The 21,335-nt window shown below is 64.8% G+C and carries 23 protein-coding genes; 10 read left to right on the top strand and 13 right to left on the bottom strand.

Features of this window, described 5'->3' with window-relative positions; genetic code table 11:
- Positions 1 to 15 precede the first annotated feature (15 nt).
- From ACOGXH_RS13170 to ACOGXH_RS13140, 7 genes are read left to right on the top strand one after another with little or no spacing between them, the layout of a single operon-like run.
- The gene (locus tag ACOGXH_RS13170; RefSeq protein ID WP_419929550.1) at positions 16 to 1,248 is read left to right on the top strand and encodes an acyl-CoA dehydrogenase family protein; all 1,233 of its coding nucleotides are present in this window, start codon (positions 16 to 18) and stop codon (positions 1,246 to 1,248) included.
- A 12-nt stretch (positions 1,249 to 1,260) separates the two neighbouring features.
- Positions 1,261 to 1,632: a nuclear transport factor 2 family protein gene (locus tag ACOGXH_RS13165; RefSeq protein WP_419929549.1), complete on the top strand. Its 372-nt coding sequence runs from the start codon at positions 1,261 to 1,263 to the stop codon at positions 1,630 to 1,632.
- Complete coding sequence (locus tag ACOGXH_RS13160) at positions 1,622 to 2,344, top strand: trypsin-like peptidase domain-containing protein (RefSeq protein WP_419929548.1); 723 nt, start codon at positions 1,622 to 1,624, stop codon at positions 2,342 to 2,344. Before ACOGXH_RS13165 ends, ACOGXH_RS13160 begins: the two co-directional genes overlap by 11 nt.
- Positions 2,345 to 2,378: 34 nt before the next feature.
- Positions 2,379 to 3,008, top strand: coding sequence for a cysteine hydrolase (locus ACOGXH_RS13155; RefSeq protein ID WP_419929547.1), 630 nt, complete (start codon positions 2,379 to 2,381; stop codon positions 3,006 to 3,008).
- Positions 2,999 to 3,454, top strand: coding sequence for an ester cyclase (locus ACOGXH_RS13150; RefSeq protein ID WP_419929546.1), 456 nt, complete (start codon positions 2,999 to 3,001; stop codon positions 3,452 to 3,454). The genes ACOGXH_RS13155 and ACOGXH_RS13150 overlap by 10 nt, the downstream gene beginning before the upstream one ends.
- Positions 3,455 to 3,456: 2 nt before the next feature.
- A complete protein-coding gene (locus tag ACOGXH_RS13145; protein WP_419929545.1) occupies positions 3,457 to 4,245 on the top strand; it encodes an SDR family NAD(P)-dependent oxidoreductase in 789 nt (262 codons plus the stop codon).
- Positions 4,246 to 4,258: 13 nt separating this feature from the next.
- Positions 4,259 to 4,726, top strand: a complete 468-nt coding sequence (locus tag ACOGXH_RS13140) for a universal stress protein (RefSeq protein ID WP_419929544.1) — start codon at positions 4,259 to 4,261, stop codon at positions 4,724 to 4,726.
- Between the two features lie 35 nt (positions 4,727 to 4,761).
- On the opposite strand, the gene ACOGXH_RS13135 is transcribed toward ACOGXH_RS13140, so the two are convergent.
- The 3 genes from ACOGXH_RS13135 to ACOGXH_RS13125 form a co-directional block, all read right to left on the bottom strand.
- On the bottom strand, positions 4,762 to 5,739 hold the full coding sequence (locus ACOGXH_RS13135) for an NADPH:quinone oxidoreductase family protein (protein ID WP_419929543.1): 978 nt from the start codon (positions 5,737 to 5,739) through the stop codon (positions 4,762 to 4,764).
- On the bottom strand, positions 5,739 to 6,581 hold the full coding sequence (locus tag ACOGXH_RS13130) for an enoyl-CoA hydratase/isomerase family protein (RefSeq protein WP_419929542.1): 843 nt from the start codon (positions 6,579 to 6,581) through the stop codon (positions 5,739 to 5,741). Before ACOGXH_RS13130 ends, ACOGXH_RS13135 begins: the two co-directional genes overlap by 1 nt.
- A gap of 218 nt (positions 6,582 to 6,799) precedes the next feature.
- A complete protein-coding gene (locus tag ACOGXH_RS13125) occupies positions 6,800 to 7,345 on the bottom strand; it encodes a hypothetical protein (RefSeq protein ID WP_419929541.1) in 546 nt (181 codons plus the stop codon).
- A gap of 153 nt (positions 7,346 to 7,498) precedes the next feature.
- Here ACOGXH_RS13125 and ACOGXH_RS13120 point away from each other — a divergent pair, with 153 nt between their 5' ends.
- A complete protein-coding gene (locus ACOGXH_RS13120; protein WP_419929540.1) occupies positions 7,499 to 8,230 on the top strand; it encodes a tyrosine-protein phosphatase in 732 nt (243 codons plus the stop codon).
- Here ACOGXH_RS13120 and ACOGXH_RS13115 read toward each other — a convergent pair.
- The 8 genes from ACOGXH_RS13115 to ACOGXH_RS13080 form a co-directional block, all read right to left on the bottom strand.
- The gene (locus ACOGXH_RS13115; RefSeq protein WP_419929539.1) at positions 8,227 to 9,015 is read right to left on the bottom strand and encodes a thiamine pyrophosphate-dependent enzyme; all 789 of its coding nucleotides are present in this window, start codon (positions 9,013 to 9,015) and stop codon (positions 8,227 to 8,229) included. The genes ACOGXH_RS13120 and ACOGXH_RS13115 overlap by 4 nt on opposite strands.
- Positions 9,016 to 9,062: 47 nt before the next feature.
- A complete protein-coding gene (locus tag ACOGXH_RS13110; protein ID WP_419929538.1) occupies positions 9,063 to 10,133 on the bottom strand; it encodes a hypothetical protein in 1,071 nt (356 codons plus the stop codon).
- On the bottom strand, positions 10,130 to 10,411 hold the full coding sequence (locus tag ACOGXH_RS13105; RefSeq protein WP_419929537.1) for a 4Fe-4S dicluster domain-containing protein: 282 nt from the start codon (positions 10,409 to 10,411) through the stop codon (positions 10,130 to 10,132). The genes ACOGXH_RS13110 and ACOGXH_RS13105 overlap by 4 nt, the downstream gene beginning before the upstream one ends.
- Positions 10,408 to 10,956 carry a 2-oxoacid:acceptor oxidoreductase family protein gene (locus ACOGXH_RS13100; RefSeq protein ID WP_419929536.1) on the bottom strand — a complete coding sequence of 183 codons (549 nt, stop codon included), beginning with the start codon at positions 10,954 to 10,956 and terminating at the stop codon, positions 10,408 to 10,410. The genes ACOGXH_RS13105 and ACOGXH_RS13100 overlap by 4 nt, the downstream gene beginning before the upstream one ends.
- The gene (locus ACOGXH_RS13095) at positions 10,953 to 11,720 is read right to left on the bottom strand and encodes a crotonase/enoyl-CoA hydratase family protein (protein ID WP_419929535.1); all 768 of its coding nucleotides are present in this window, start codon (positions 11,718 to 11,720) and stop codon (positions 10,953 to 10,955) included. The genes ACOGXH_RS13100 and ACOGXH_RS13095 overlap by 4 nt, the downstream gene beginning before the upstream one ends.
- A gap of 11 nt (positions 11,721 to 11,731) precedes the next feature.
- Positions 11,732 to 12,730 carry an NADP-dependent oxidoreductase gene (locus tag ACOGXH_RS13090; RefSeq protein ID WP_419929534.1) on the bottom strand — a complete coding sequence of 333 codons (999 nt, stop codon included), beginning with the start codon at positions 12,728 to 12,730 and terminating at the stop codon, positions 11,732 to 11,734.
- Positions 12,731 to 12,764: 34 nt separating this feature from the next.
- Entirely contained in the window at positions 12,765 to 13,541 is a 777-nt protein-coding gene (locus ACOGXH_RS13085) for a PaaI family thioesterase (RefSeq protein ID WP_419929533.1), read from the bottom strand.
- A gap of 62 nt (positions 13,542 to 13,603) precedes the next feature.
- Entirely contained in the window at positions 13,604 to 14,998 is a 1,395-nt protein-coding gene (locus ACOGXH_RS13080) for an amidohydrolase family protein (protein ID WP_419929532.1), read from the bottom strand.
- Positions 14,999 to 15,070: 72 nt separating this feature from the next.
- On the opposite strand from ACOGXH_RS13080, the gene ACOGXH_RS13075 reads away from it, so the two are divergent.
- Positions 15,071 to 16,198, top strand: coding sequence for an amidohydrolase family protein (locus tag ACOGXH_RS13075; RefSeq protein WP_419929531.1), 1,128 nt, complete (start codon positions 15,071 to 15,073; stop codon positions 16,196 to 16,198).
- Between the two features lie 3 nt (positions 16,199 to 16,201).
- Here ACOGXH_RS13075 and ACOGXH_RS13070 read toward each other — a convergent pair whose 3' ends face one another.
- A complete protein-coding gene (locus ACOGXH_RS13070) occupies positions 16,202 to 18,445 on the bottom strand; it encodes a xanthine dehydrogenase family protein molybdopterin-binding subunit (protein ID WP_419929530.1) in 2,244 nt (747 codons plus the stop codon).
- A gap of 12 nt (positions 18,446 to 18,457) precedes the next feature.
- Positions 18,458 to 19,873, bottom strand: coding sequence for an amidohydrolase family protein (locus ACOGXH_RS13065; RefSeq protein WP_419929529.1), 1,416 nt, complete (start codon positions 19,871 to 19,873; stop codon positions 18,458 to 18,460).
- A gap of 25 nt (positions 19,874 to 19,898) precedes the next feature.
- Between ACOGXH_RS13065 and ACOGXH_RS13060 the strand changes: the two genes are divergently transcribed.
- Positions 19,899 to 21,326 carry an OB-fold domain-containing protein gene (locus tag ACOGXH_RS13060; protein WP_419929528.1) on the top strand — a complete coding sequence of 476 codons (1,428 nt, stop codon included), beginning with the start codon at positions 19,899 to 19,901 and terminating at the stop codon, positions 21,324 to 21,326.
- The last annotated feature ends 9 nt before the right edge of the window (positions 21,327 to 21,335 follow it).

Here is a 21,335-nt window from a genome sequence, read left to right as displayed (position 1 = left end):
CTGAGAGGACGAACAATGGCTGAGATTTCTGAGGATCAGCTTCGTAAAGAGGTGCGGGATCTGCTGGCTGACGTCGATCCCGCCAAGGCCACGCAGTACGAGTTCCGGGGCGCTCAGTTCGACCGAGGCCTGTCCCGGGTTGACTTCCCCGAAGGCAAGGGCGGGCTGGGCTTGTCGCCCAAGGCCCAAACCGTGGTGGACGAGGAACTGCGCAATGGCAGCCGGTATTGGCACGATCTGAACGTCAATCCCATCGGCATCGGCATGGGTGCTCCCACCGTCTTGGCCCACGGCACCGAGGAGATGCACCACCGTCTGCTGCGGCCGTTGTTCACCGGCGAGGAGATCTGGTGTCAGATGTTCAGCGAGCCCAGCGCGGGCTCTGATGTGGCCGGTTTGGCTTCCCGAGCCGAACTCGACGGCGAAGAATGGGTGGTTAACGGACAAAAGGTGTGGACCTCACTGGCCCATCGGTCCCGATGGGGCATGCTGGTGGCTCGCACCGATCCCGACGCCCCTAAGCACCGGGGCCTCACCTATTTCGTGCTCGATATGACGCTGCCGGGAGTGGAGGTTCGTCCCCTCTACCAGATCACCGGTGAGGCCGAATTCAACGAGGTCTTTTTGAATGATGTCCGTATCCCCGACTCCATGCGGCTGGGAGATCGGGGCCAGGGCTGGAATGTGGCCATTACCACCCTTATGAACGAGCGGGTGGCGTTGGGTGGAGGTGTCCCCGAACGGGGCAGTGGGCTCATCGGCATATTGGTTTCGGCTTGGGAGCAGCTTCAGAGCCAGGCCAATGGCCAGGATGGGTCCGGGGGCGTCCGCCGCCAGGTGCTGTGGGATCGAGTGGTCCGATTGTGGACCGAGGCCGAGGTCTTACGGCTGACCAATTGGCGGGCTCGCACCCTGTCGTCGGCGGGAACCCCCGGCCCCGAGGGATCGGTGGGCAAGGCGGTGTCGGCCGAGTTGAACCAGCGAATCTATGAGTGTCTGATCGACGTGATGGGGTCAGAAGCCATGCTGTTCCCCCAGGGCTATCCAATGTCGAGGCCCGAACAGTCAGAAGAGTATTCCCTTCGGACAACCCCGCCGGTAAAGGGCTTCTTGCGGTCGCGGGCCAACACCATCGAAGGCGGAACGTCCGAGGTGATGCGCAACATCCTGGGTGAGCGGGTGCTCGGACTGCCCAAAGAGCCCGGTGTAGACAAGAACACCCCGTGGAGTGAGATCCCCCGCAACTGAAAGGGCTTGGCGATGGTAGATGCTCAGCACATGCGCACCGTGATGGAACAGTACGCCGCCGCGGTGAGCGCCGGCGACAAAGAGGCGGTCGTGTCGTTCTACGCCCCCGACGGATCGTGCCAAGTGCCCGTCGGTGGGCCGGTGTACCAGGGGATCGATGCCGTCCGGGCGTTCTATGAGGGCAATGAGTTGGCCGAGACCTTGGTATTGACCGGACCGGTGCGAGTGGCGGGCAATGAGGCCGCCGCACCGATGGTGGCCCAGGTGTGCTTCGACGGGGTGGACTATGAGCTTGATGTGGTGGACGTAGCCGTGTTCAACGACGACGGTCTTCTGACCTCGCTGCGGGCGTTCTACTCGCTCGACGATCTGCGTGCTGTTTGAGAAGTTGAAGAAACGGCGGCGGTTGTTGCTGTGGCTGGCGGCGCTGGGACTGCTGTTGGGCTGGAGCCTCACCTGGGCGCTTGACTCGCCGCAACGGCCAGTGTTGGCCGAGCGCGACGACATTCGGGCCGCGGCCGTTCATATCAGCGGCGTGGCCTGTGGCCAATTCAGCGAGGGGAGCGGCTTCGCCGTCGAGTCCGGTCTTGTGCTCACCAGCGCCCATGTGGTGGCCGGAGTAGAGGAAATCAAGGTGACCGCGCCGGATGGGAGTTCGGGACGAGGCGTTTTGGTGGGGTTCGACCCGGGAAGGGATGCCGCGGCGATTTCGGTGTCGGGTTTGGGACTTTCCCCGGTAGCGATGGCCCCGGCCGTCGCCGTCCAGGCCGATGAGGGCGATGTCGGCACAGTGGATCGCGATACCGGCTTGGAGTTCGTGCCCTACCGAGTTCTTCGCCGCATACCGGCCTCGGGCGTCGACATCTACGAGAAAGAAGCGGAGAACCGCTACCTGTTGGAAGTCCGCTCACTGCTCGCCGCGGGCGACTCGGGTGCCGCGCTGGTGAATGTGGACGGCGAGGTGGTGGGCATGGTCTACGCCGTTGCCCGAGGGCAGCGGGAACAGGCTTATGCCCTAGATCGAAACGAGATCGCCGAATTCCTGGCCGGGATCGATCGAACCCCACTTGCCACTCCGCCCTGTCACGCGTTGTAGGGGTTGAGACGGCCGATAGGGCTAGTCTCATGCGATGCCAGTGGATTTGGATGAACTGCTTTCCCCATCGCACTCCGCAGTGGTCACCATGGAGTGTCAGAGAGGGGTTATCGGCGACCTGGCCTCCATGGGGGGCCTGCGGGATGTGATGCTGGACCGTGGGGCGATTGATGCTGGGGCCCGTCTGTGTGCCGGAGCCCGGGCTGCGGGGGTGCCGGTGGTGCATTGTTTGGCCCACTTCCGGGCTGACCGAGCGGGAAGCGTTGCCAACTGCCGGATGCTGGCCGCTTCGGCCAAGATGAGCGAGCAGACCGGGGGGCTGCTGATCGGATCGGAGTCGGCTGAGGTCATCCAGGAGTTCGACCCCCAGTCATCCGACATCGAGATTGCCCGCTGGCATGGCATGTCTCCATTTATCGGAACATCGCTCGACCAAACCCTGCGCAACCTGGGGGTCACCACCGTGGTGGCCGCGGGAGTCTCGCTGAACGTTGGGGTGATGGGGCTGGTGATCAACGCGGTTGACTACGGCTACCAGGTGGTGCTGGCCGGCGATGCGGTAGCTGGAATACCGGCCGACTATGGCGATGCGGTGATGCACAACACGATGGCCTTCCTGACCACGATGGTCACCGTGGACGACATCGTGGCCCGGTGGTCGTGAACAAAGCAGAGCGAAACAAAACCGTCGTAGAGCGCTTGGTGCATGACATCGTGAACGGCGGGAAGACTGACTTGCTCGATGAGGTGCTGGCCGACGACTTTGTCGCCCATGGCGTGGGGCCCGGTCCCTCTGGCCCCGACGGAATGCGCCGTCTGATTGCCACATGGCGCACTGCATTCCCCGACTGGCAAGACCACATCGACGAGATGGTGGCCGAAGGCGACCTGGTGGTGCTCAAGATCTCGGCTCAAGGTACCCACGACGGTCCTCTGCTGGGCATCGAGCCCACCGGTGAGACCGTCCAGTGGGGCATGATCGAGATGGTGCGCCTCGCCGACGGGAAGATCACCGAGCAGTGGGGCTACTCCGACTTTGCCGAAGTGGTGCGACACCTCCGTAAAGTTGCCGCGGCACAATCCAAACAACGAACCGAACTGGAGGCTTGACCATGGCCGATACCTCACCCGTACCCGACTACGCCGGACTCATGCGGCTCGACGAGAAGGGCTTCATTGTGCTGGGCGCCGGCCAGGGCATGGGACGTCAGTCCTCGCATGCCCTAGCCCAGATGGGGGCCAAGGTGCTTTGTGTGGACCTCGAGCAGGACCGGGCCGAGCAGGTGGCCAATGAGGTGGACGGCATCCCGTGGACTGCCGACATCACCAAGCGGGAAGACGTCCAGGCTCTGGTTGACGAGGCTGGTAGGGCCATGGGATCGATTGACGGGATCGTCGACATAGTGGGCGTCTCCGGTTGGGCCGGAGTGCTGGACATCGACGACGCCGAGTGGGACTGGCAGTTCGACATGGTGCTCCGCCACGCCTATCTGATCTCGCAAATCGCCGGACGGGCCATGAAGGAGACCGGCGGGGGAACCATGGTGTTCATCGCATCGGTCAGCGGTCTTACTGCGGCCCCCAACCACGCTCACTACGGAGCAGCCAAGGCCGGACTCATGGCATGGATGCAGTCGGTGGCCATTGAGCTGGCTCCCTACGGCATCCGGGCCAATTGCGTGGCGCCGGGCACGATCCTGACCCCTCGCATGGAGGCGCTATTCGACGATGAGAGAAGGGCGATGAACGATGCCGCCGTGCCCATGGGCCATATGGGCGTGCCCTCGGACATTGCCGGTGCGGTGCTCTATTTCTCCGCGCCGATATCCAACTTCGTTTCGGGTCGCACATTGGTTGTGGATGGGGGAGTAGACGCCGACTTCCCCTACAACCCGATGTAGTTACAATGTGCCTATGGCGGATGAAGTGAGCGAACCGGACAATCGGATCGTCGTCGGAGTGGAAGGATCGGGCGGGGCCCGAGCCGCGCTTCGCTGGGCCATCAAGGAGGCTCGATACCGCAACGCCGCGGTGGATGTAGTGACCGCCTACTCAACCACCTACGTGCCCGCCTCGCCGGACTTCAACTATGTGCCGCTCGATCCCATCGACTTGGAGGCTGAGGTCAAGCGGATGCAAGACAGCATCATCGACGAAGTCCTGGCCGAAGTCGACTCCGAAGGGGTGGATGTCAGGCGCCGCATGATCCGGGGTCGGGCGGCCGACACCTTGATCGCCGAGTCCGACAATGCCTGCATGTTGGTGGTGGGCTCGCGGGGCCGGGGCGGTTTCCGGGGCTTGCTGCTGGGATCAGTGAGCCAGCAGATTACTCATCACGGCAGCTGCCCAGTGGTGATCGTCCGCCCCGATCTGCCGACGTAGCTGTATTTCAGCGCTTCTTCCTCAATCGGAGGGGCTCAGATTTCTACGATGACCTTGCCCCAAGTGCGGCGGTGGTAGATGTCGTTGAGGGCGGCAGGGACGTCGTCGAAGGCGAACGGGGGGAACACCGGGGGATCAAGCCGCCCTTCTTCGAGGAGGGCGAAGATCTCCTGGCGGGCCCGTTCGGATGGTTCGGGATTGCGGCCTACCGAGGCGCCCCAGTGGACACCGACCACCGAGTAGTTCTTCAACAGAATGTGGTTGGTGGGAGCGTCGGCGATTCGGCCGCTGGTGAAGCCGACAACCAACAGTCGGCCATCCCAGGCCATGCACCTCCGGGACTGGTCGAACACATCGCCGCCCACCGGGTCAAGGCACACGTCTACCCCCTGGCCTTCGGTGTGGGAACGCACCAGATCGACAAAATCGGGAGTCTCTCGGTAGTCGATGGCCAGCTCCACGCCCATCTCCTTGAGTAGGGCGGTCTTCTCAGGGCCTCCGGCAGTGGCAATTACCCTTGCTCCTGCGACCATTCCAAGCTGTATCGCCGCCGAGCCCACGCCTCCCATCCCGGCGTGAACCAACAGGGTTTCACCCTCGGCCAAATGCCCCCGGTCGTGAAGGGCAAACCACGATGTGCCGTAGTTCACCAGCGCCGCCGCGGCTGCTCCGGCTGATATCCCCTCGGCCAGCCGGTGGACTCCGCTGGCCCGCAGCGCGGTCTGCTCAGCCAGCGATCCCCCGCCGATGCCGACTACTCGATCGCCGACGGCCAAGTGGTCGACCTCGTCGCCGAGTTCCCGCACCCGACCCACCACCTCGGTACACGGCGACCATGGCAGCCTGGTCTCCATCTGGTAAAGGCCCCGGGCCATGAGGCAGTCCACAAACGTCAGTCCGACGGCCTCCACGTCAACCAAGATCTGGCCAGAACCTGCCTGGGGTGGTTCGACTTCTTCCTGCTGGAGAAACTCGACGGGATCGCCCAACTCATGCTGTCGCCAAATTCGCATCAGCCTTCCTCCTCAGTGCTGCTTGCCTCCTCGGAGCTGCTCCCCGCCGCGGCCGGGCGGTCCACCACCGACTTGATGCTGTCCAGAGCTCGCTGCTTGAACTCCTGCACCGACGGCACATTGCCGGCCAGAGCCTGGTAATCCGACATCGTACGTATGGCGTTGCGGGTGCCCATGGCCTCCATTCCCCGGTGGACGCTGCGCTTGTTGATCTGCTGGAGGTCGGACGGAACCCGGGCCACCCGCTGGGCCATCTCCAGTACCCGTTCTTCGAGTTCGGTTTCGGGGTAAGCCCGGTTGGCGAAGCCCATGGCGGCTGCCTCGGCACCGGAGTAGGAGTCGCCGGTGAGCATCATCTCCATGGCGTTGCGGAACCCCACCAGCCAGGGGTGGTAGTTGAAGTCGGGCGGGCTCAGCACCCGCACCACGGGGTGGCCGATGTCGGCGTTCTCGGCCACATAGACCAGGTCACAAGCCGCGGCCAGCTCCGATGCTCCGGCCAGGGCGTAGCCGTGGATCTGGGCGATGACCGGTTTGGCCAGCTCCCAGATGGCCAGCCAGCTGTCGGTCACATGGCGAGACCACTGTCCGTCGCCCCCCGCGGTGTAGTGGGGCGGATCTTCCATGAGGGAGTCAGAAAGGTCGTAGCCCGACGAGAAGCACGGACCGGCCCCCCGGATTATCGAAACCCGCACGTCGTCGTCGACATCGGCCGCTTGCAAGGCAGCCAGCAGCTCCTTTCGCATGGGAGTGCTGATGGCGTTGCGCTTCTCCGGGCGGTTCAGCGTTATGCGGCGGATGTGGGGTGCAGGGTCATCGATCAAGATCAGCTCGTAGGCCATGTGGCCATGTTTTCATGTCGAATGGCTCAATCGGCAGCCCGGCGGGTCCTGTCGCTCTACGGCGGCCTGGCGTGCTTCGCGAGCGCCAGGTCCACCCCCCCCCCCCCCCCCCCGGTCTGCCCACCGTTGCCTACACCCGGAGACAGAGAGGGCGTTAAACGACCGGTGCCCCGGACCCGAAGGCCCGGGGCACCGAGTGTTTTGATCAGTGGTTGGTGTTACAGGGTACGCAGCCGGCGGCTGAGGCCAAACACCATCAGACCGGCGAGGGCGATGCCCGCACCGATGATCACCAGCACCGACGTCTCCACGCCGGTATCAGCCAGCATGTCGTCGTCCATCATGGCCATGTCCGCATCAACTATCACCTGGACGAATGCGCCTTCACCATCTGCCGCGAGCTGGAACAGCCCAAAGGCGACGCCAGCTTCACTGATTTCGACAGTTTCAGTGGCGGTGTAAGTGCCATCTGCTTCAAGGTCTACCGCCGAGCCGAAACCGCCGCATTCCGCGATGAGTCCGGCGCCGCCAGCAGGTCCGGTTATGGCGTCCATATCCGAAGTGCCGCAGGTCACGAAGTTCACCGACGCAAGCGTGTAGCCCGCACCTTCTAAGGTGATGTCGTAAGTGCCAGGTTCGGCCACATAGAGCGGATTTTGTCCGTTGGCCGTCAAAGTCTGGTCCTGAGCCGAGGCGGACCCGGCGAACAATAAGCCCACCAGCGCCACTGCCAGCCCAACGAAAATCAACTTGGTCTTGGTCATAGTTGTGTCTCCCTGGACCAAGCCAAGTGTCGGCTGGCCCCTACTCGGATAGTTGAGGCCAGACTTTAGCCTCTTCAACCGCCCATGTCATTAATTCAGGAACACAAGTCGTCAGTGCAGGGAAATTGTGGACTCCTGGCTAGGGTGCCCGGCGTGGAGTCCATACGAAATTTCCGACCGCTGGGCGGCCAGACCACAGTTGACGGTCGCCGGGTGCGCACCGGGCTGGTGTATCGGTCGGCCCACTTGGCCGAGGCCTCCGACGCTGATTTGGGCGCGCTGATTGATTTGGGTATTTGCACAGTCTTCGATTTCCGAAACCAAGGTGACCTTGCCGCCGAGGGCCCCAACCGACTGCCCGTCGGGGTGGAGCAGGTCTCGCTGCCGATGGCCGATTCTGCGAACCCGTCCGGGCTTCGGGAGAACTTTGCCGCTTTCAGTGCCGAGGAATTGGAAGAGCGATTCGGCAACGGCAAGGCCTTCCAGTGGATGAAGGAGGCATCGGCGAGATCGGTAAGCGACCCGGTGCGCTCGTCCCAATTCGGTGAGTTTGTGAGAGGGGTTTTGGCGCCGGGAGCGGTTCCGTTGCTGTTCAATTGCAGCGCGGGCAAAGACCGTACCGGCTGGGCGGCCAGCCTGCTGCTGCTGGCCGTGGGGGTTCCGGAGCAGCAGGTGGTGGACCACTATCTGGAGACCAACCAGCATGTGGCTCCGGGCCGCTATGGGGAGTTGATGATGCCGCTGGCCATCGTCCACGAGGACTACTTCGCCGAGCAGATGCGGGTGCTGGTGGACACCTGGGGCAGCTTCGACCAGTACTGGAACGATGCCTTGGGTTTGGATGACGGCCACCGTGTGGCCTTGCGGGATCTACTGCTGGACTAGGGGGCTTTGAGTTCGCTGATGTTGTGGACGGGGGCGAGGGTGTCTTGGAGGTAGTCGGGGCCTTCCAGGGTGTCGACGAACCAGCCGGTGGGGCACATGGTGAGGATTTCCACCAGGCTGAACCCGGCCCCGGCCATCTGGGACTCGTAGGCCCGGGTGATGTAGCGCTTGGTGCGGGCCACGTTGCCGGCGTTGTTGACCGCACACCGGGCGACATAGGCCGCGCCATCCATGGTGGCAGCGAGATCAGAAAGCAGAATCGGGTGACCGTGCTGGTGGGGATCACGCCCCTCGATTGAGGTCTTGGTGCGTTGGCCCAGCGTCGTGGTTGTGGTCATCTGGCCACCGGTCTCACCGAACACACCATTGTTCAACAGCAGGCAAGTGATGTTCTCGCCCCGGGCCGCGGCGTGCAGCACTTCTTGCAGGCCCTCATTCACCATGTCGCCATCGCCTTGGACAGTCATCACGAATCCATCGGGCAGCATCCGCTTGATTCCGGTGGCCACCGACGGGGCCCGGCCGTGCAGGGCTTGGACCACCTCTACGTCGAGGTTGTGGGCGAAGGCGGTGTAGCAGCCGATGCCAAAGACCGTGATCGTGGACTGGGCCAATTCCAATTCTTCAATGGCCTCCATAGCGGCCCGGATGGCGATGGGCTCACCACAGCCGGGGCAGAGGTGGTGGTTGGCCTGGGTGATGAGCGCGGGGGTGAAGTCGTCCACCAGCGCGGCGGACTCTTGGGGGGGCGAATCGGTGGAAAGGTATATCCGCTCGTCGCTCATGGCCCTCCTACCTTCATGACCCTCTTCTCTTCATGACCCTCTTCCCTTCATGACAGGGCCTCCAAGATGCGCTCGGAGATGTCGGGCACGTTGATGTCGGGTCCGATCCCAAAACCGGAGTGGTCCCAACTCGGGCTCCCGATGAACTCCACCGGCACTGTCCCCAGCGTAGCCAGTCGCACGTCGTCGACCATCTGGCCCATGTTCTGCTCATAGACCGCCACTTTGGCGGTGCCGGCAACGGCGTCGTGCACTGCCTTCGAAGGGAACGGCCACAGCGTGATGGGACGTACGTAGCCCACCCGGTGCCCGGCGTCGCGCAATCGCAGGCAGGCGTAGCGCACGAACTTGCCCACCGAGCCGTAAGCGGCCACCACCAGATCGGCGTCATCGCAGAAGCCGATATCGACCAGCGGGTCGACTCCGGCAGACATGTCTTGGATGTGGGCCGCGCACGCCGCGTAGTGGGGCCCCAAGTCGAACCCCTCCTCACCTTCGACGCCCCCACCTAGGGGAGAGATGATCTTGGCCGACCCTGACCCCCCGGAAGATCCGTTCAGGGCCCAGTCGGGCACCTCGGGGGCGGCTCCTTGTATGGAGGGAACCGAAACCGCTTGGTAGGTGTGGGCCAGGTAGTAGTCGCCCAACACCATCACCGGGGTTCGCCACTGATTGGCCAGTTCGAACGCCAACCGGGTCAGCTCCACTGCCTCAGGCACATCCATGGGGGCCAACACGATGTGGCGATAGTCCCCGTGGCCCCCGCCGCGGGTTGCTTGGTAGTAGTCGCCTTGGCCCCGGGCCATGTTGAACACCACCAGGGGCAGTCGGGCGTTGGTGATCTCCGACAGCGACTCCTGCATCAGCGACAGCCCTTGGCCGGTGGACCCGGTGGCGGCCAAATGGCCGGTGGTGGCTGCCCCCCAGGCCATGCCCACCGCCTCCAGCTCGCTCTCGGCGTTCATGCACACGCCGTCTACCTCGGGCAACAGGGCGGCCATGTGCTCCAACAGCTCGGTGAACGGGGTCATCGGGTATCCCGTGAAGAACCGGCAGCCAGCGGCCACCGCGGCCCGGGCAATGGCCTCTGAGCCCTCCAGCAGCGCCCGGTCGCTCATTGCTCGTTTTGATCCTCGAGCGGCATTTCCAGTGGTGTGTCGTACTTGTACACCTGGAACACGAAGTCGGGGCAGATCTGGGCACAGGCCTGACAGCCCGTGCAGCCAGCCAGCAGGCGGGGATAGCGATAGCCCCTGGTGTTGACTTCGTGGACGGTCATCTCGAGCACCTGGGGCGGACAGGCATCGATGCACAAGTCACAGCCCTTGCAGGCCTCGACGTCGATGACCACGGTGCCTCGGACGGTCACGGTGCCTCCCGGGGTGCTTGGGCTCACGCCGCCATCTCCCAGCCGACGGCCAGTGCACCCTCATTGGCCTCGATGAGCTGGCTGCGGTAGGACGGCACCGAGCGGCGCATGCCCTCAACCAGTCCGTCCAAGCTCACCAGTCCGGACATCCGCCCGTACACCCCGGACATCACCATGGCGGCCAGCAGTGGGTTGCCCAGATCGGTGGCCACATCGGTGGCGGGAACCTCCACAACTTGGTAGCGGTCCGCGTCCAGCTCGTCCTCGAACACCGAGGTGTTGACCAGCACCAAACCGTTGTCGAGGATGCGCTCCCTCAGCGGAGTCCAGTACTGGTGGTGCATCAAGATGGCCGACCAGGTGGTCGACAGCACCGGCGGTGCCTCGATGGGCTGGTCGCTGATCACCACCGTGCTGTCGGTGTTGCCGCCTCGCATCATGCCGCCGTAGCTGCCGAACACCAGTACCTCTTTGCCGTCGGCGGTCGCTCCCTGGGCGATGACCTGGGCGGCCAGTTGCACCCCTTGGCCTCCGATCCCGGTGAGCATCAGCTCCCGCTCTCCGGCGCTCATCGGCCCTTCCACACCGGGGGTCTTTTTTCCACGAATGCCCGGGGGCCCTCCAAGAAGTCCTCGGTTTGGGAGATCTCCCGGCTGTAGCCGGCGGCGATGGCGAACCCCTCGGCCTCGGTGGTCTCCAATCCGTCGAGCACAGAATGGCGGATGGCCCGCACCGCCAGCGGGGCATTGGCCACGATGCGCTTGGCCAGCTTCTTGGCCTCGGCCAGTGCCTGGCCTGGTTCGCAGACCACGTTCACCAGCCCCAGGGTGTGGGCTCGGTGGACGTCGATGGTGTCGCCGGTAAGGGCTAGCTCCATGGCGATGTTGGTGGGGATGCGGCGGGGGAGCCGAGTGACCCCTCCCTCCGAGGCCACCAGCGACCGCTTCACCTCGGGCAGGCCGAAGGCGGCTTCGGTGGAGGCCACCACCAGATCACAGCCCATTACCAGCTCAAAGCCGCCAGCAACCGCAGGGCGGTCCACCGCGGCAATGACCGGCTTGTCTCGCTGTCGGCGGGCGAATCGGCCGAAGCCCTCCTCGGCGGTGATGATCCCCGCCGTTCGTCCCTCGGACAGCGCTTTGAGGTCGGCGCCCGCGCAGAACACCCGGCCGTTGCCGGCCAAAATGGCCACCCAAAGGTCGTCGTCGGCTTCGAATTGATCGAAGGCCTCGCCCAAGGCGGCAGACAGCTCCGGGCTCATGGCGTTTCGGGCCTCCGGGCGATTCAGGGTGATGACCGCTATCCGCCCCTCGGCTTCGTAAAGAACCAGGCTCATCGCGACTCTCTCTACTCCGGATCCCTAACTTTCAGCAGCTGCTTGCCGTGATTGGCCCCGGAGAACAGCCGCAAGAACGTTGTCGGGATGTTGTCGAAGCCCTCCTGGATGTCGGTTTGGAAGGCGATCTCCCCGTCGGTCACCCACTGGGCAAGATCGGCCGAGGCTGCGGGCACCCGGTCCAAGTGGTCGAACATTACGAAGCCCTGAAGGGTGAGCCGCTTTTCGATGATCTCGAACATGTTGGACGGGCCTGGCCGCCGCAAGCCCTGGTTGTAGGTGGAGATGGCCCCGCACACCGCGACGCGCCCGCCTTGGTTCATGTGGCCCATGACTGTCTCCAGCATGTCGCCGCCCACGTTGTCGAAGTACACGTCCACCCCGTCGGGGCATGCCTCGGCGAGCTGGGCGTCCACGTCCTCGTTCTTGTAGTCGATGGCGGCGTCCAGGCGGGCCTCTTCCAGAAGCCAGCGGCACTTGTCGGCTCCTCCGGCGATCCCCACCGACCGGCAGCCTTTGATCCGGGCGATCTGGGCCGCCACTGAACCGGTCGCCCCGGCGGCGCCCGAAGTCAATACGGTCTCTCCCGGTTGGGGCCGGCCGATGTCGAGCAAACCGATGTAAGCAGTGAGGCCGGTGCCCCCCATCGGGCCCAGCATGACCGGGATGGGCGTGCCCGGCGGCACCACCCGGACGTTGCCGTCGACCACCTCGTAGTCCTGCCAGCTCATCATGCCGCTGACCAGGTCTCCCTCGTTCAGCGCCGGTGTGTTGGAGGCCACTACTTGGAAGACCCCCGGCCCCACCATGGGCTGGCCCAGCGGCGCAGGAGGCATATAGGTGATGAAATCTTCCAACCATGTGCGCATGGCCGGCTCGAAGCTGAGATAGCACAGTCGGGCCAGCGCCTGGCCATCGCCCGGTTCGGGGATGGCAGTCTCCCGGTATTCGAAATTGTCCACGCCCACCGGCCCGTCGGGCCTGGTGGCGTAGATCCACTGGCGGTTCATCCCGCCAAACTACTCGGGTAGGTCCCCTGTTCCCTTAGCGAGCGGGGCGGACTCGCATCATCATGGTGGCCATCAAGCGGTCGCCTTTGCCCAAGTCCCTAATCTCGGTAACCACCCACCCTGATGATGGGTCGCCCATCCAGCGGCAGGTGCTGTACACCGGGCCGATCTTGCCGCCCAGCAAATAGCGGATGTCCATGTCGGCTACTGCGTGGGGCGTGCCGAGACGATGCTCGGCAAAGGTCTCGGCCCCCACCTCGCCCACCAGGGTGACCATGGCCCCTTGCATAATGCCCGCGGGGTTGAGCAACTGCGGGGTGAGCTCGACCTCCACGTGTCCGGCAGCGGCATCCACGACCTCGATGCCCGCCACTTCGGCTAGGGGCCGGTCGATGTCGGGAAGCCCCATGAGGTCGGGACGGGGAGGGTCGTGGATGGGTTTGGCCGGGTCTCCGGGACGTTGGTGGTGGCGCCCGAAGCCGATTTGGGCGTAGCCGATCTCGGCGCCGTCGGTAGTGGTGAAGCGGCACTCGCAGCTCAGCGTGGAGGCCCCGGCCCGCAGCACCTCGGCGTAGACGTCGATTTGATCGGGCAGAGGCACCGCTGCGGTGCGGAGTTGGAAGTCAGTGGTGAAATGCCAGCACTCTGGATCTTCCTTCTCGCCGATCATGCCTCCGGTGATGTCGGCGATCAGCATCAGCACCGAGGGCCTCACCTGACCGCCGTAGCACTGCTCGTCGAATACCCGGAGCATTCCGTACCCGGGCTGGGAGCTTGGATCGCAGTAAATCCCCAACTGGGCGAGAAGCATGAATCTAGAAGTTGCTGTATCGGGGGCGTTCATGGCGCCCTATTCCTCGTGGCGTCGTGGTTCTAGACGGTGACGCCCTCTAGGACCGTGCCCTTGAAGAAGTCGGGGCGGGCTTCGGAAAAGAAGCGGTAGGCATTGTCGAAGGTGAAGGACCGGAATTGGTCCTCGTTCAGCCAGCCGTGCTCCACCTGCTCCCACACCTCGGGCATCACTTCGGACATGTCGGGCACGTCCCAGTGGCCCACGTCGGAGGAGAAGATGGCGTTGAGGGTGGCCCCTTCAGGCAGGGCACCGTCGAAGGCCAGCCGCACTAGGGGGTCGTCGGCCTCGCAGCCGAACCAGTATGACCGGTCGATCTGCTCGAGAATGTCCTCGGAGCAGGTGATGCCGGCGGCCTCGAAGTCGTTGACGACCTCGTCATGGCTGATGCCCTTCTGCATCGTTCTCCCGAAACCGGCGGGCAGGTCGATGGGGTCGCTGGCCTCAGCCAGCAACGACTCGAAGTACTCGGGCTCGAATCGGTCAGGGTCGTAAGCCTTGAGGCCCTCGGGACCACGCTTTTCCCAGTGGCTGAAGAGGTCGCACACCATCTGCGCCCCCCAGGTGACGCCCCCTTCGAGGAAGCCGAGGCGCAGGTCGGGGAAGCGGTGGGTGACTCCGCCGAAGAAAATCGACTTGGCCGCGGCTTCGCTGGCGGAGCCGAAGTTGCCCATGTGGTTGTAGGTGAAGTTGGAGATGGAACGGCGGCCGTCCCAGCCCATCGATCCGGAGTGAAGGCTGGCCGGGGTTTGCAGGTCAACCAGCCGCTGCCAGAGGGGGTCGTAGTCGTAGGCCGAGTCCAGGCCCAGCGAGTCGATCCAGGTGGCCATCTCGCCGCCAGCCGGCAATTGTCGGGGAACGAATCCGCCGATCATCACTGCTTTGAAGCCCAACTCGGTGACCGCGAAGTCAAGCTGCTCGACAGCCTCGTCGGGGGTGTGGGTGGGAATGGCGGCCACCGGGGTGAGGCGGTCTTGCAAGCCCTGGTAGCTGTCGGCCAGGTACCGGTTGAGGGCGCGGCAGAGCTTGTTGCGCACCTCGTCGTCTTTGTAGGCGGGGAAATTGAGCCCGATGCTGGGATAGCAAACCGCGAAGTCCATTCCCAGCTCTTCGATCCGGTCGTGGAACAGCGCGGGTGACACCGCGGTGGCGAAGTCGCGGGTGTTGGCCAGCGGCAGGGCCCACCACGGACCCCGGAAAGAGCGCCGGGCCAGCCGTTCATCGGGCGACAGGCCGCTCCAATTGGGCTCTCCATTGAACGAGCAGTTAGCCATCTGGGGGTAAAGCCCCCCCTCAAGCCCCTCGTCGAGGCAGTACTGGTGCAGGGCCGGGTAGTGCTCGAATACGTGCCCATCGGCGTCGATGACGGGGTGGCCGAGGTCGGCTCGGATGTCGGCGGCGGATCGCTGGCTGCTCATGGGGGAAACGCTAGCTACTACCGTTGGTGGTTGTCTCAGTGAGACGAGATTGAAATTGAAGAGGTTCAGAAGATGAGCACCGTTACTCCCGTTCGCCCCTGCATTTCGGCCGATTCGCACGTGACCGAGCCCGACAACACCTACATCGACTACATCGACCCCAAGTTCCGGGATCGGGCGCCGCGGGTGGACTGGGCCGATGACATGGGCGTGTTCATGTCGATCGACAACGGGCGCAACCGCATGCCCTTCGGCATGATCGCCGCGGCGGGCAAGAGCTGGCATGAGATCAGCATTTCCAGCGGCACCCGCTGGGAAGAGCTGCACCCCGGCGGCTATGACCCAGTGGCCCGACTGGAGGAGCAGGACCGCGACGGCGTGGTGGCCGAGGTGATCTACCCGTCGGTGGGGATGACCATCTGCAACCATCCCGATGGCGACTACAAGAAGGCATGCTTCGACGCCTACAACCGCTGGATTGCCGAGTTCAACTCCCACTCTCCGGAGCGGCTCATCGGCTTGGGCCAGACCGCGATTCGCTCCGTGGACGAGGCCATTGCCGACTTGGAGGCCATGCGGGATCTCGGGCTCAAGGGGGTCATGCTTCCCGGCTACGCGGCCTCTGGCCTGGACTACGACCACCCCGATTTCGACGCCCTTTGGGAGGCGGCGGTATCGATGGGCATGCCGCTGTCGTTCCACATCCTCACCTCGGGCAACGACCATCCCATGGCGGCTCACTTCCGGGGGCCGAAGATCAACTCGTTCTTGGGGATTATCCGGGGCAACCAGGACATCATCGGCACGATGATCTTCGGTGGCGTATTCGAACGCCATCCCGATTTGCAGGTGGTGTGCGTGGAGGCCGACGCCGGGTGGGCACCCCACTGGATGTACCGGGCCGACCACGCCTACAACCGGCATCGCAACTGGCTGGAGAGCGCCGAGCTGTCCAAGAAGCCCAGCGATTACTTCCGGGAGAACGTGTACCTCACCTTCCAGGACGACTGGGTGGCGTTCAAGCTGCTCGACCTGATGAACGAAAACCGGGTGATGTGGGCCAACGACCACCCCCACTCCGACGCCACCTGGCCCTGGTCGCAAGAAATGCTCACCGAGCAGACCACCCACATGTCAGATCACCAGATCGACCGAGTCCTCCGCGACAACTGCGCCGAGCTCTACGGCCTGACGGTCTAGGGGCTATCGACGCTCAGTTGCGGCCCTGAGTGCCTGCCAGATCCGTTCTGGGGTGCAGGGCATGTCGATATGGGTGACGCCGAGGTGGGACAGGGCGTCGACAATGGCGTTCTGCACGGCGGGGGGTGCCGCGATGGCGCCGCTTTCGGCCACCCCTTTGGCTCCGAGGGGGTTGCGGTCGGTGGGGGTTTCGATGAAGTGGGTCTCCACTGGCGGCACGTCGCTGGCCGCGGGCACGAGGTAGTCGGCCAGGCTGACGGTGAGCGGGTTGGCGTCGGCGTCGAATCGCATTTCTTCGAACAGCGCCACCGCGATGCCCTGCACGGCCCCGCCCTGCACCTGGCCCGAGGCTTGCATCTCACTGAGCACTCGGCCGCAGTCGGTGACCGCCACATGGCGGATCAGATCTACTTCCCCGGTCTCGGTGTCCACCTCCACGACAGCCACGTGGGTACCACCGGAAAAGGTGGGCTGGCCCTGGTCGAAGGCGGCGGTGGCCTCGGTTCCAGCCAGATCGGCCAGTGGGATGTTGGCTGAAGGGGTTCCCCGGACGCCCAGAGTGGCGTCGGACCGTAGTTCGATGTCGTCTACTGCGGCTTCCAACAAGTCGGCGGCTTGATTCTTGAGCTGATCTAGCAGTTGTTCTGCCACCCGGACGGCCGAACTGCCAGCCAGAGAGGCCGAACGAGAGCCGAAACTGCCCAATGCCGATCGGAAGCGGCCAGTGTCGGGGGTGGCGGCCTCGATATGAGCGGGGTCGAGTCCCAGCGTCTCTGCGGCCAAACGGGTAACGACGGTCTGCATTCCCTGGCCGATGGGGGCTGTGCCCGCGTCGACCTCGATGCGGCCGTCGTCGGTCACCCAGGCTGAAGCCGGCTGGCAGGGCTCGTGGCGACCGGTGAAGTCGGCCCAACAGCTCAGGCCGATGCCCAGCAGCCGATGGTCTTCCGAAGTTCGGCGAGCCGCCTGCTCTTCTCGGAGACTTGGGTAGCCGATTTCGACGAGAGCCTGCTCCAAAGCGCCGAGATGGTCGGCTTCATCCATGACCAATTCTCCAGGGGTCTGTCGGGGGAAGTCCTCAGGCTGAAGCAGGTTGCGGCGGCGGAGTTCAGCCGGGTCCAGGTCCAGAGCGCGCGCCAGATTGTCCATGGCCCGCTCCAGCAGCCCGATGGCCTCGGCCCGGCCTGGACCTCGGTAGGGGCCAGTGGGAGCAGTGTTGGTCATCACCGCCGAGGCGGTGACCGCAACTTGATCGATCCGGTAGGGGCCGGGGAGCAGTCGCTGGGTTTGTAGAGGTTCGAACGCGCCCATCCCGGCATAGCCGCCCACATCGGCGCTCACCTCTGCTGTCAGCGCAGTGACAGTCCCGCTTTGGTCGGCGGCCAGAGTGATGCTCTGGTCTTGGTCCCGGGCCTGCATCGACAGCAGGTTCTCGGGGCGGGACTGGACGAGGCGCAGCGGGCGGTTCAGTCGCCGGGCCAACTGTGCGGCTACGGCAAACAGGCCGTTCTCGCCCCAGCACTTTCCTCCGAAGCCGCCCCCGATGGGGGGAATTACCACACTGATCCGATCATCGGACAAAGCCAGGGTGTTGGCCAGCTCATCGTGGGTGAGAGCCGGCATTTGGGAGTTGATGTGGACTAGCACCCGGTCGCCGTGGGGGACGACCAAGCCGGCAATCCCCTCAATAGGGGAGCACGCCACCCGGGGATAGTGCTGAGAGAGTGTGACGGCTACTTCGGACTGTTCGAGAGAGGAACGAACCGCGGCGGGATTGCCGGATGGGACGGTGAGCACGACGTTGGATCCGTGCCGGGCATGCAGGAGCGGTGCATCCTCGTCGGTGGCAGAGGGCAGGTTGGAGAGTGGGGGCAGCGGTTTGTAGTCGACTTCCACCATCTCGCAGGCGTCGGCTGCAATCGCTTCGCAGCTGGCAACGACGGCGGCCACCGCTTCCCCGACATAGGCCACCGATCCTTGCGCCAGCGGGGGTCGGCTGATCTCGGTGGGGGTGATGCCTTCCACGCTCGGCTGGGTGATCAGTTCAAGATCATCGGCAGTGAATACTCCAACGACGCCGTCGAGGGCCGCGGCGGCCGACCTGTCGATAGCGACAATTGCGGCTCGGGCCACCGGAGACCGCACGAACCCCAGCCAGAGAGCTCCCTCGACCCGCAGATCGCCGCCGAATCGGGTCTGACCGGTCAACAGGTCGAAGTCTTCGACCCGGCCTTCCCAAGTGCTCACAGCAAGAAGTCTCTACAGGGCTTCTTCGATGACGGTGCCTTTGAAGAAGTCGGAGTTGGTGCCAGCCCAAAGCGACATCGGGTGCTCGAAGGTGAACGCCCGGAAGTCGGCCTCGTCGAGGATGCCGTCGTCCACCAGCTCGTAGGCCTCGGGCAGCACGTCGCGCACATCAGGGACGTCCCAGTGGCCCACATCGGAGGCAAAGATGCCCTTCACCACCTGTCCTTTCGGCGTCACCGTTCGATTGAAGCCAATGGCAGTCATGGGGTCGTCGGCTTCACAACCGAAGTGGAACCGGTCCCAGATGGCCAGGATGTCGTCCACGGTGTCCACCCCGCTGAGGGCGAACTCATCGATGGTGGCCGGGTCCTCGTCGGGCTCGCTCAGCATGTGCAGCGCTTCTTGGAGGCGGTCGCGGTGGCTGTTGGCCGCTTCCGTCCCGAATTTGTCGAAGAGTTGGCCCAGCTCGTCCATGTCTACCGCCGCGGGGTCGTAGTGTCCGATGGCGTCGCGGTTGCGCTTCTCCCAGTGGCCGATCACATCCGACAACAGGTTGACCCCCCAGGCCACGCCCCCTTCCAGGAAGGCCCATCGCAGTTCGGGGAAGCGGTGGGCCACCCCGCCCATGAACACGGCCCGGCACAGGGCCTCGCCCGCGGCGGCGAAGTTGCCCAGATGGTTGTACACGTAGTTGGTCTCCGACGTGCGGCTGCCCCAGCCCATCCCCGCCGAGTGGAAGGTGGGCGACACGCCCAGTTCGGTGCACCGCTGCCACACCGGGTCGTAGTCGCAGGGGGAGTCCATGCCCAGTGTGTCCATGCGGCGGGCGTGGCGATGGCTGGTGTTCTCCCGGTCCACCGGGCGGGGTACCAGCCCGGTCAGCATCACCGGGCGCATGCCCAGCTCGCCCACCGCGAAGTCCAGTTCGGCGATGGCCTCTTCGGGAGTGAACATGGGGATGATGGCCACCGGCATAAGACGGTCGCTATAGGGCTCATACGCCTGGTGGAAGTAGAGGTTGAACGCCCTAGCTGCCCCGAGGCGGAGATCCTCGTCTTCGAGGCCCATGCAGGTCAGCCCGTAGGTGGGGTAGAGCACGGCCAGGTCGATGCCGATCTCGTCCAGCCGCTCGTACAGCAGCTTGGGCAGCAAGGCGGTGGCCCGGTCGAGGGTGTTGCGGGTCGGCAGCCCCCACCATGCTGAGCGCATCATTCCGGCAGCCCGGCGCTGCTCCAGGGTCAGATCGATGGATTTCCGCGCCCCGTACTCCACGACCTTGAACTTGTCCACCAACTCGGGACCGCCGACGGTGGCCATGATGTCGTGGACTTCGGGGAGAAACTCGATGATGTGGCCGTCGGAGTCGATGATCGGATGGTCGATGGCATCGCGGATGCGCCGCACCTCGGCGCTGGGCTCAAAGGTCATGGGGGACAGACTAGGACTCCGGCTGATGGCAGTGTCAGGCGTACACTTCGGCGGTATGCGAGGCGTCATCAGCTTCGGGGGCTACGTGCCATTCCGGCGCCTGGACCGGTCGGCCATTGCCGCGGTTATGGGCAAGGGCGGCGGACGGGGCACCCGATCGGTGGCGTCTTACGACGAGGACACCACCACCATGGGGGTGGAAGCGGCCCGACTAGCGCTGCGCCCCGTAGATGCCGAGCCCCGGGCACTGTGGTTCGCCACCGCCGACCCCGCCTATCTGGAGAAGACCAACGCCACCGCCATCCACGCTGCGCTGCGGTTGGATTCCTCCGTGGGCGCGCTGGACTTCGGGGGCGCGGTGCGCTCTGGCATCGGAGCGCTGCGGACTGCCCTGAATGCGATTGGACCGACGTTGGTGGTGACCGCCGACACGAGAGGCGGACTGCCTACCGGTGCCGATGAGGCCACGGGCGGCGACGGGGCCGCCGCGTTCTTGATCGGCACCGAGGACGACGGGCCGGTGGTGGCCGAGTTGCTGGGAGCGGCGTCGGCCACCGAGGAGTTTGTGGATCGCTGGCGCCAGCCGGGCTCGCCCAGCACCGGCCAATGGGAGGAGCGCTTTGGCGAGACCCGCTACGGCCCGCTGGCTGACCAAGCCTGGAAAGAAGCACTAGGCGCGGCGGGCATCGGAGCCGACGATGTGGATGTGGCGGTGGTGACCGGGTCTCATGGCCGAGCGGTAAAGCGGGTGGCGGGCCAGCTCGGGGTGGCTCGGGTGGCTGACGATTTGGGCGCGGTTGTGGGCAATACCGGAACCGCCCATCCTGGGCTGTTGCTGGCCAACGAGCTGGAGCAGGCCGAACCCGGCCAGACCATCGCGGTGGTGATGCTGGCCGACGGGGCGGAGGTTCTGATTCTGCGGGCCACTGAGGCGTTGGCCGCTCACGCGTCGGCCCTTCCCGTGGCCGACCAGATCGCCGCTGGCGCCGAGGTGAGCTACGCCACGTTCTTGCAGTGGCGGGACATGATCCGAGTGCAGCCTCCCAATCGGCCCGAGCCAACCCGACCGTCGTCGTCGGCCGCGGCCCGAGCCCAAGACTGGAAATACGGGTTCGTGGGCAGCCGGGGGACCGAGAGCGGGACGCTTCACCTCCCGCCGGCCCGGGTGTCCATCCGCCCCGAGGACGCTCTCGACGCCATGGACCCGGCGCCAATGGCCGACGTCGGGGCCACCGTGGTGACCTTCACCATCGACCGGCTGGTGTATTCGGTGAGCCCACCGGTGGTGTTCGCAGTGGTGGATTTCGACGGGGGCGGGCGGCTCCCGGTTGAGTTGACCGACGTGGACCCCGACGCGGTCCGCATCGGCCAGCGGGTGGAGATGACCTTCCGGCGGCTGTACGAGGCTGAGGGCATCTATAACTATTTCTGGAAGGCCCGCCCGGCGCGATAGGAGGCGACT

Source organism: Candidatus Poriferisocius sp. (assembly GCF_965208355.1).
GTDB lineage: Bacteria > Actinomycetota > Acidimicrobiia > Acidimicrobiales > Bin134 > Poriferisocius.
The sequence above is the reverse complement of the archived record's forward strand: the minus strand, read 5'-3'. Positions and strand labels throughout refer to the sequence as shown.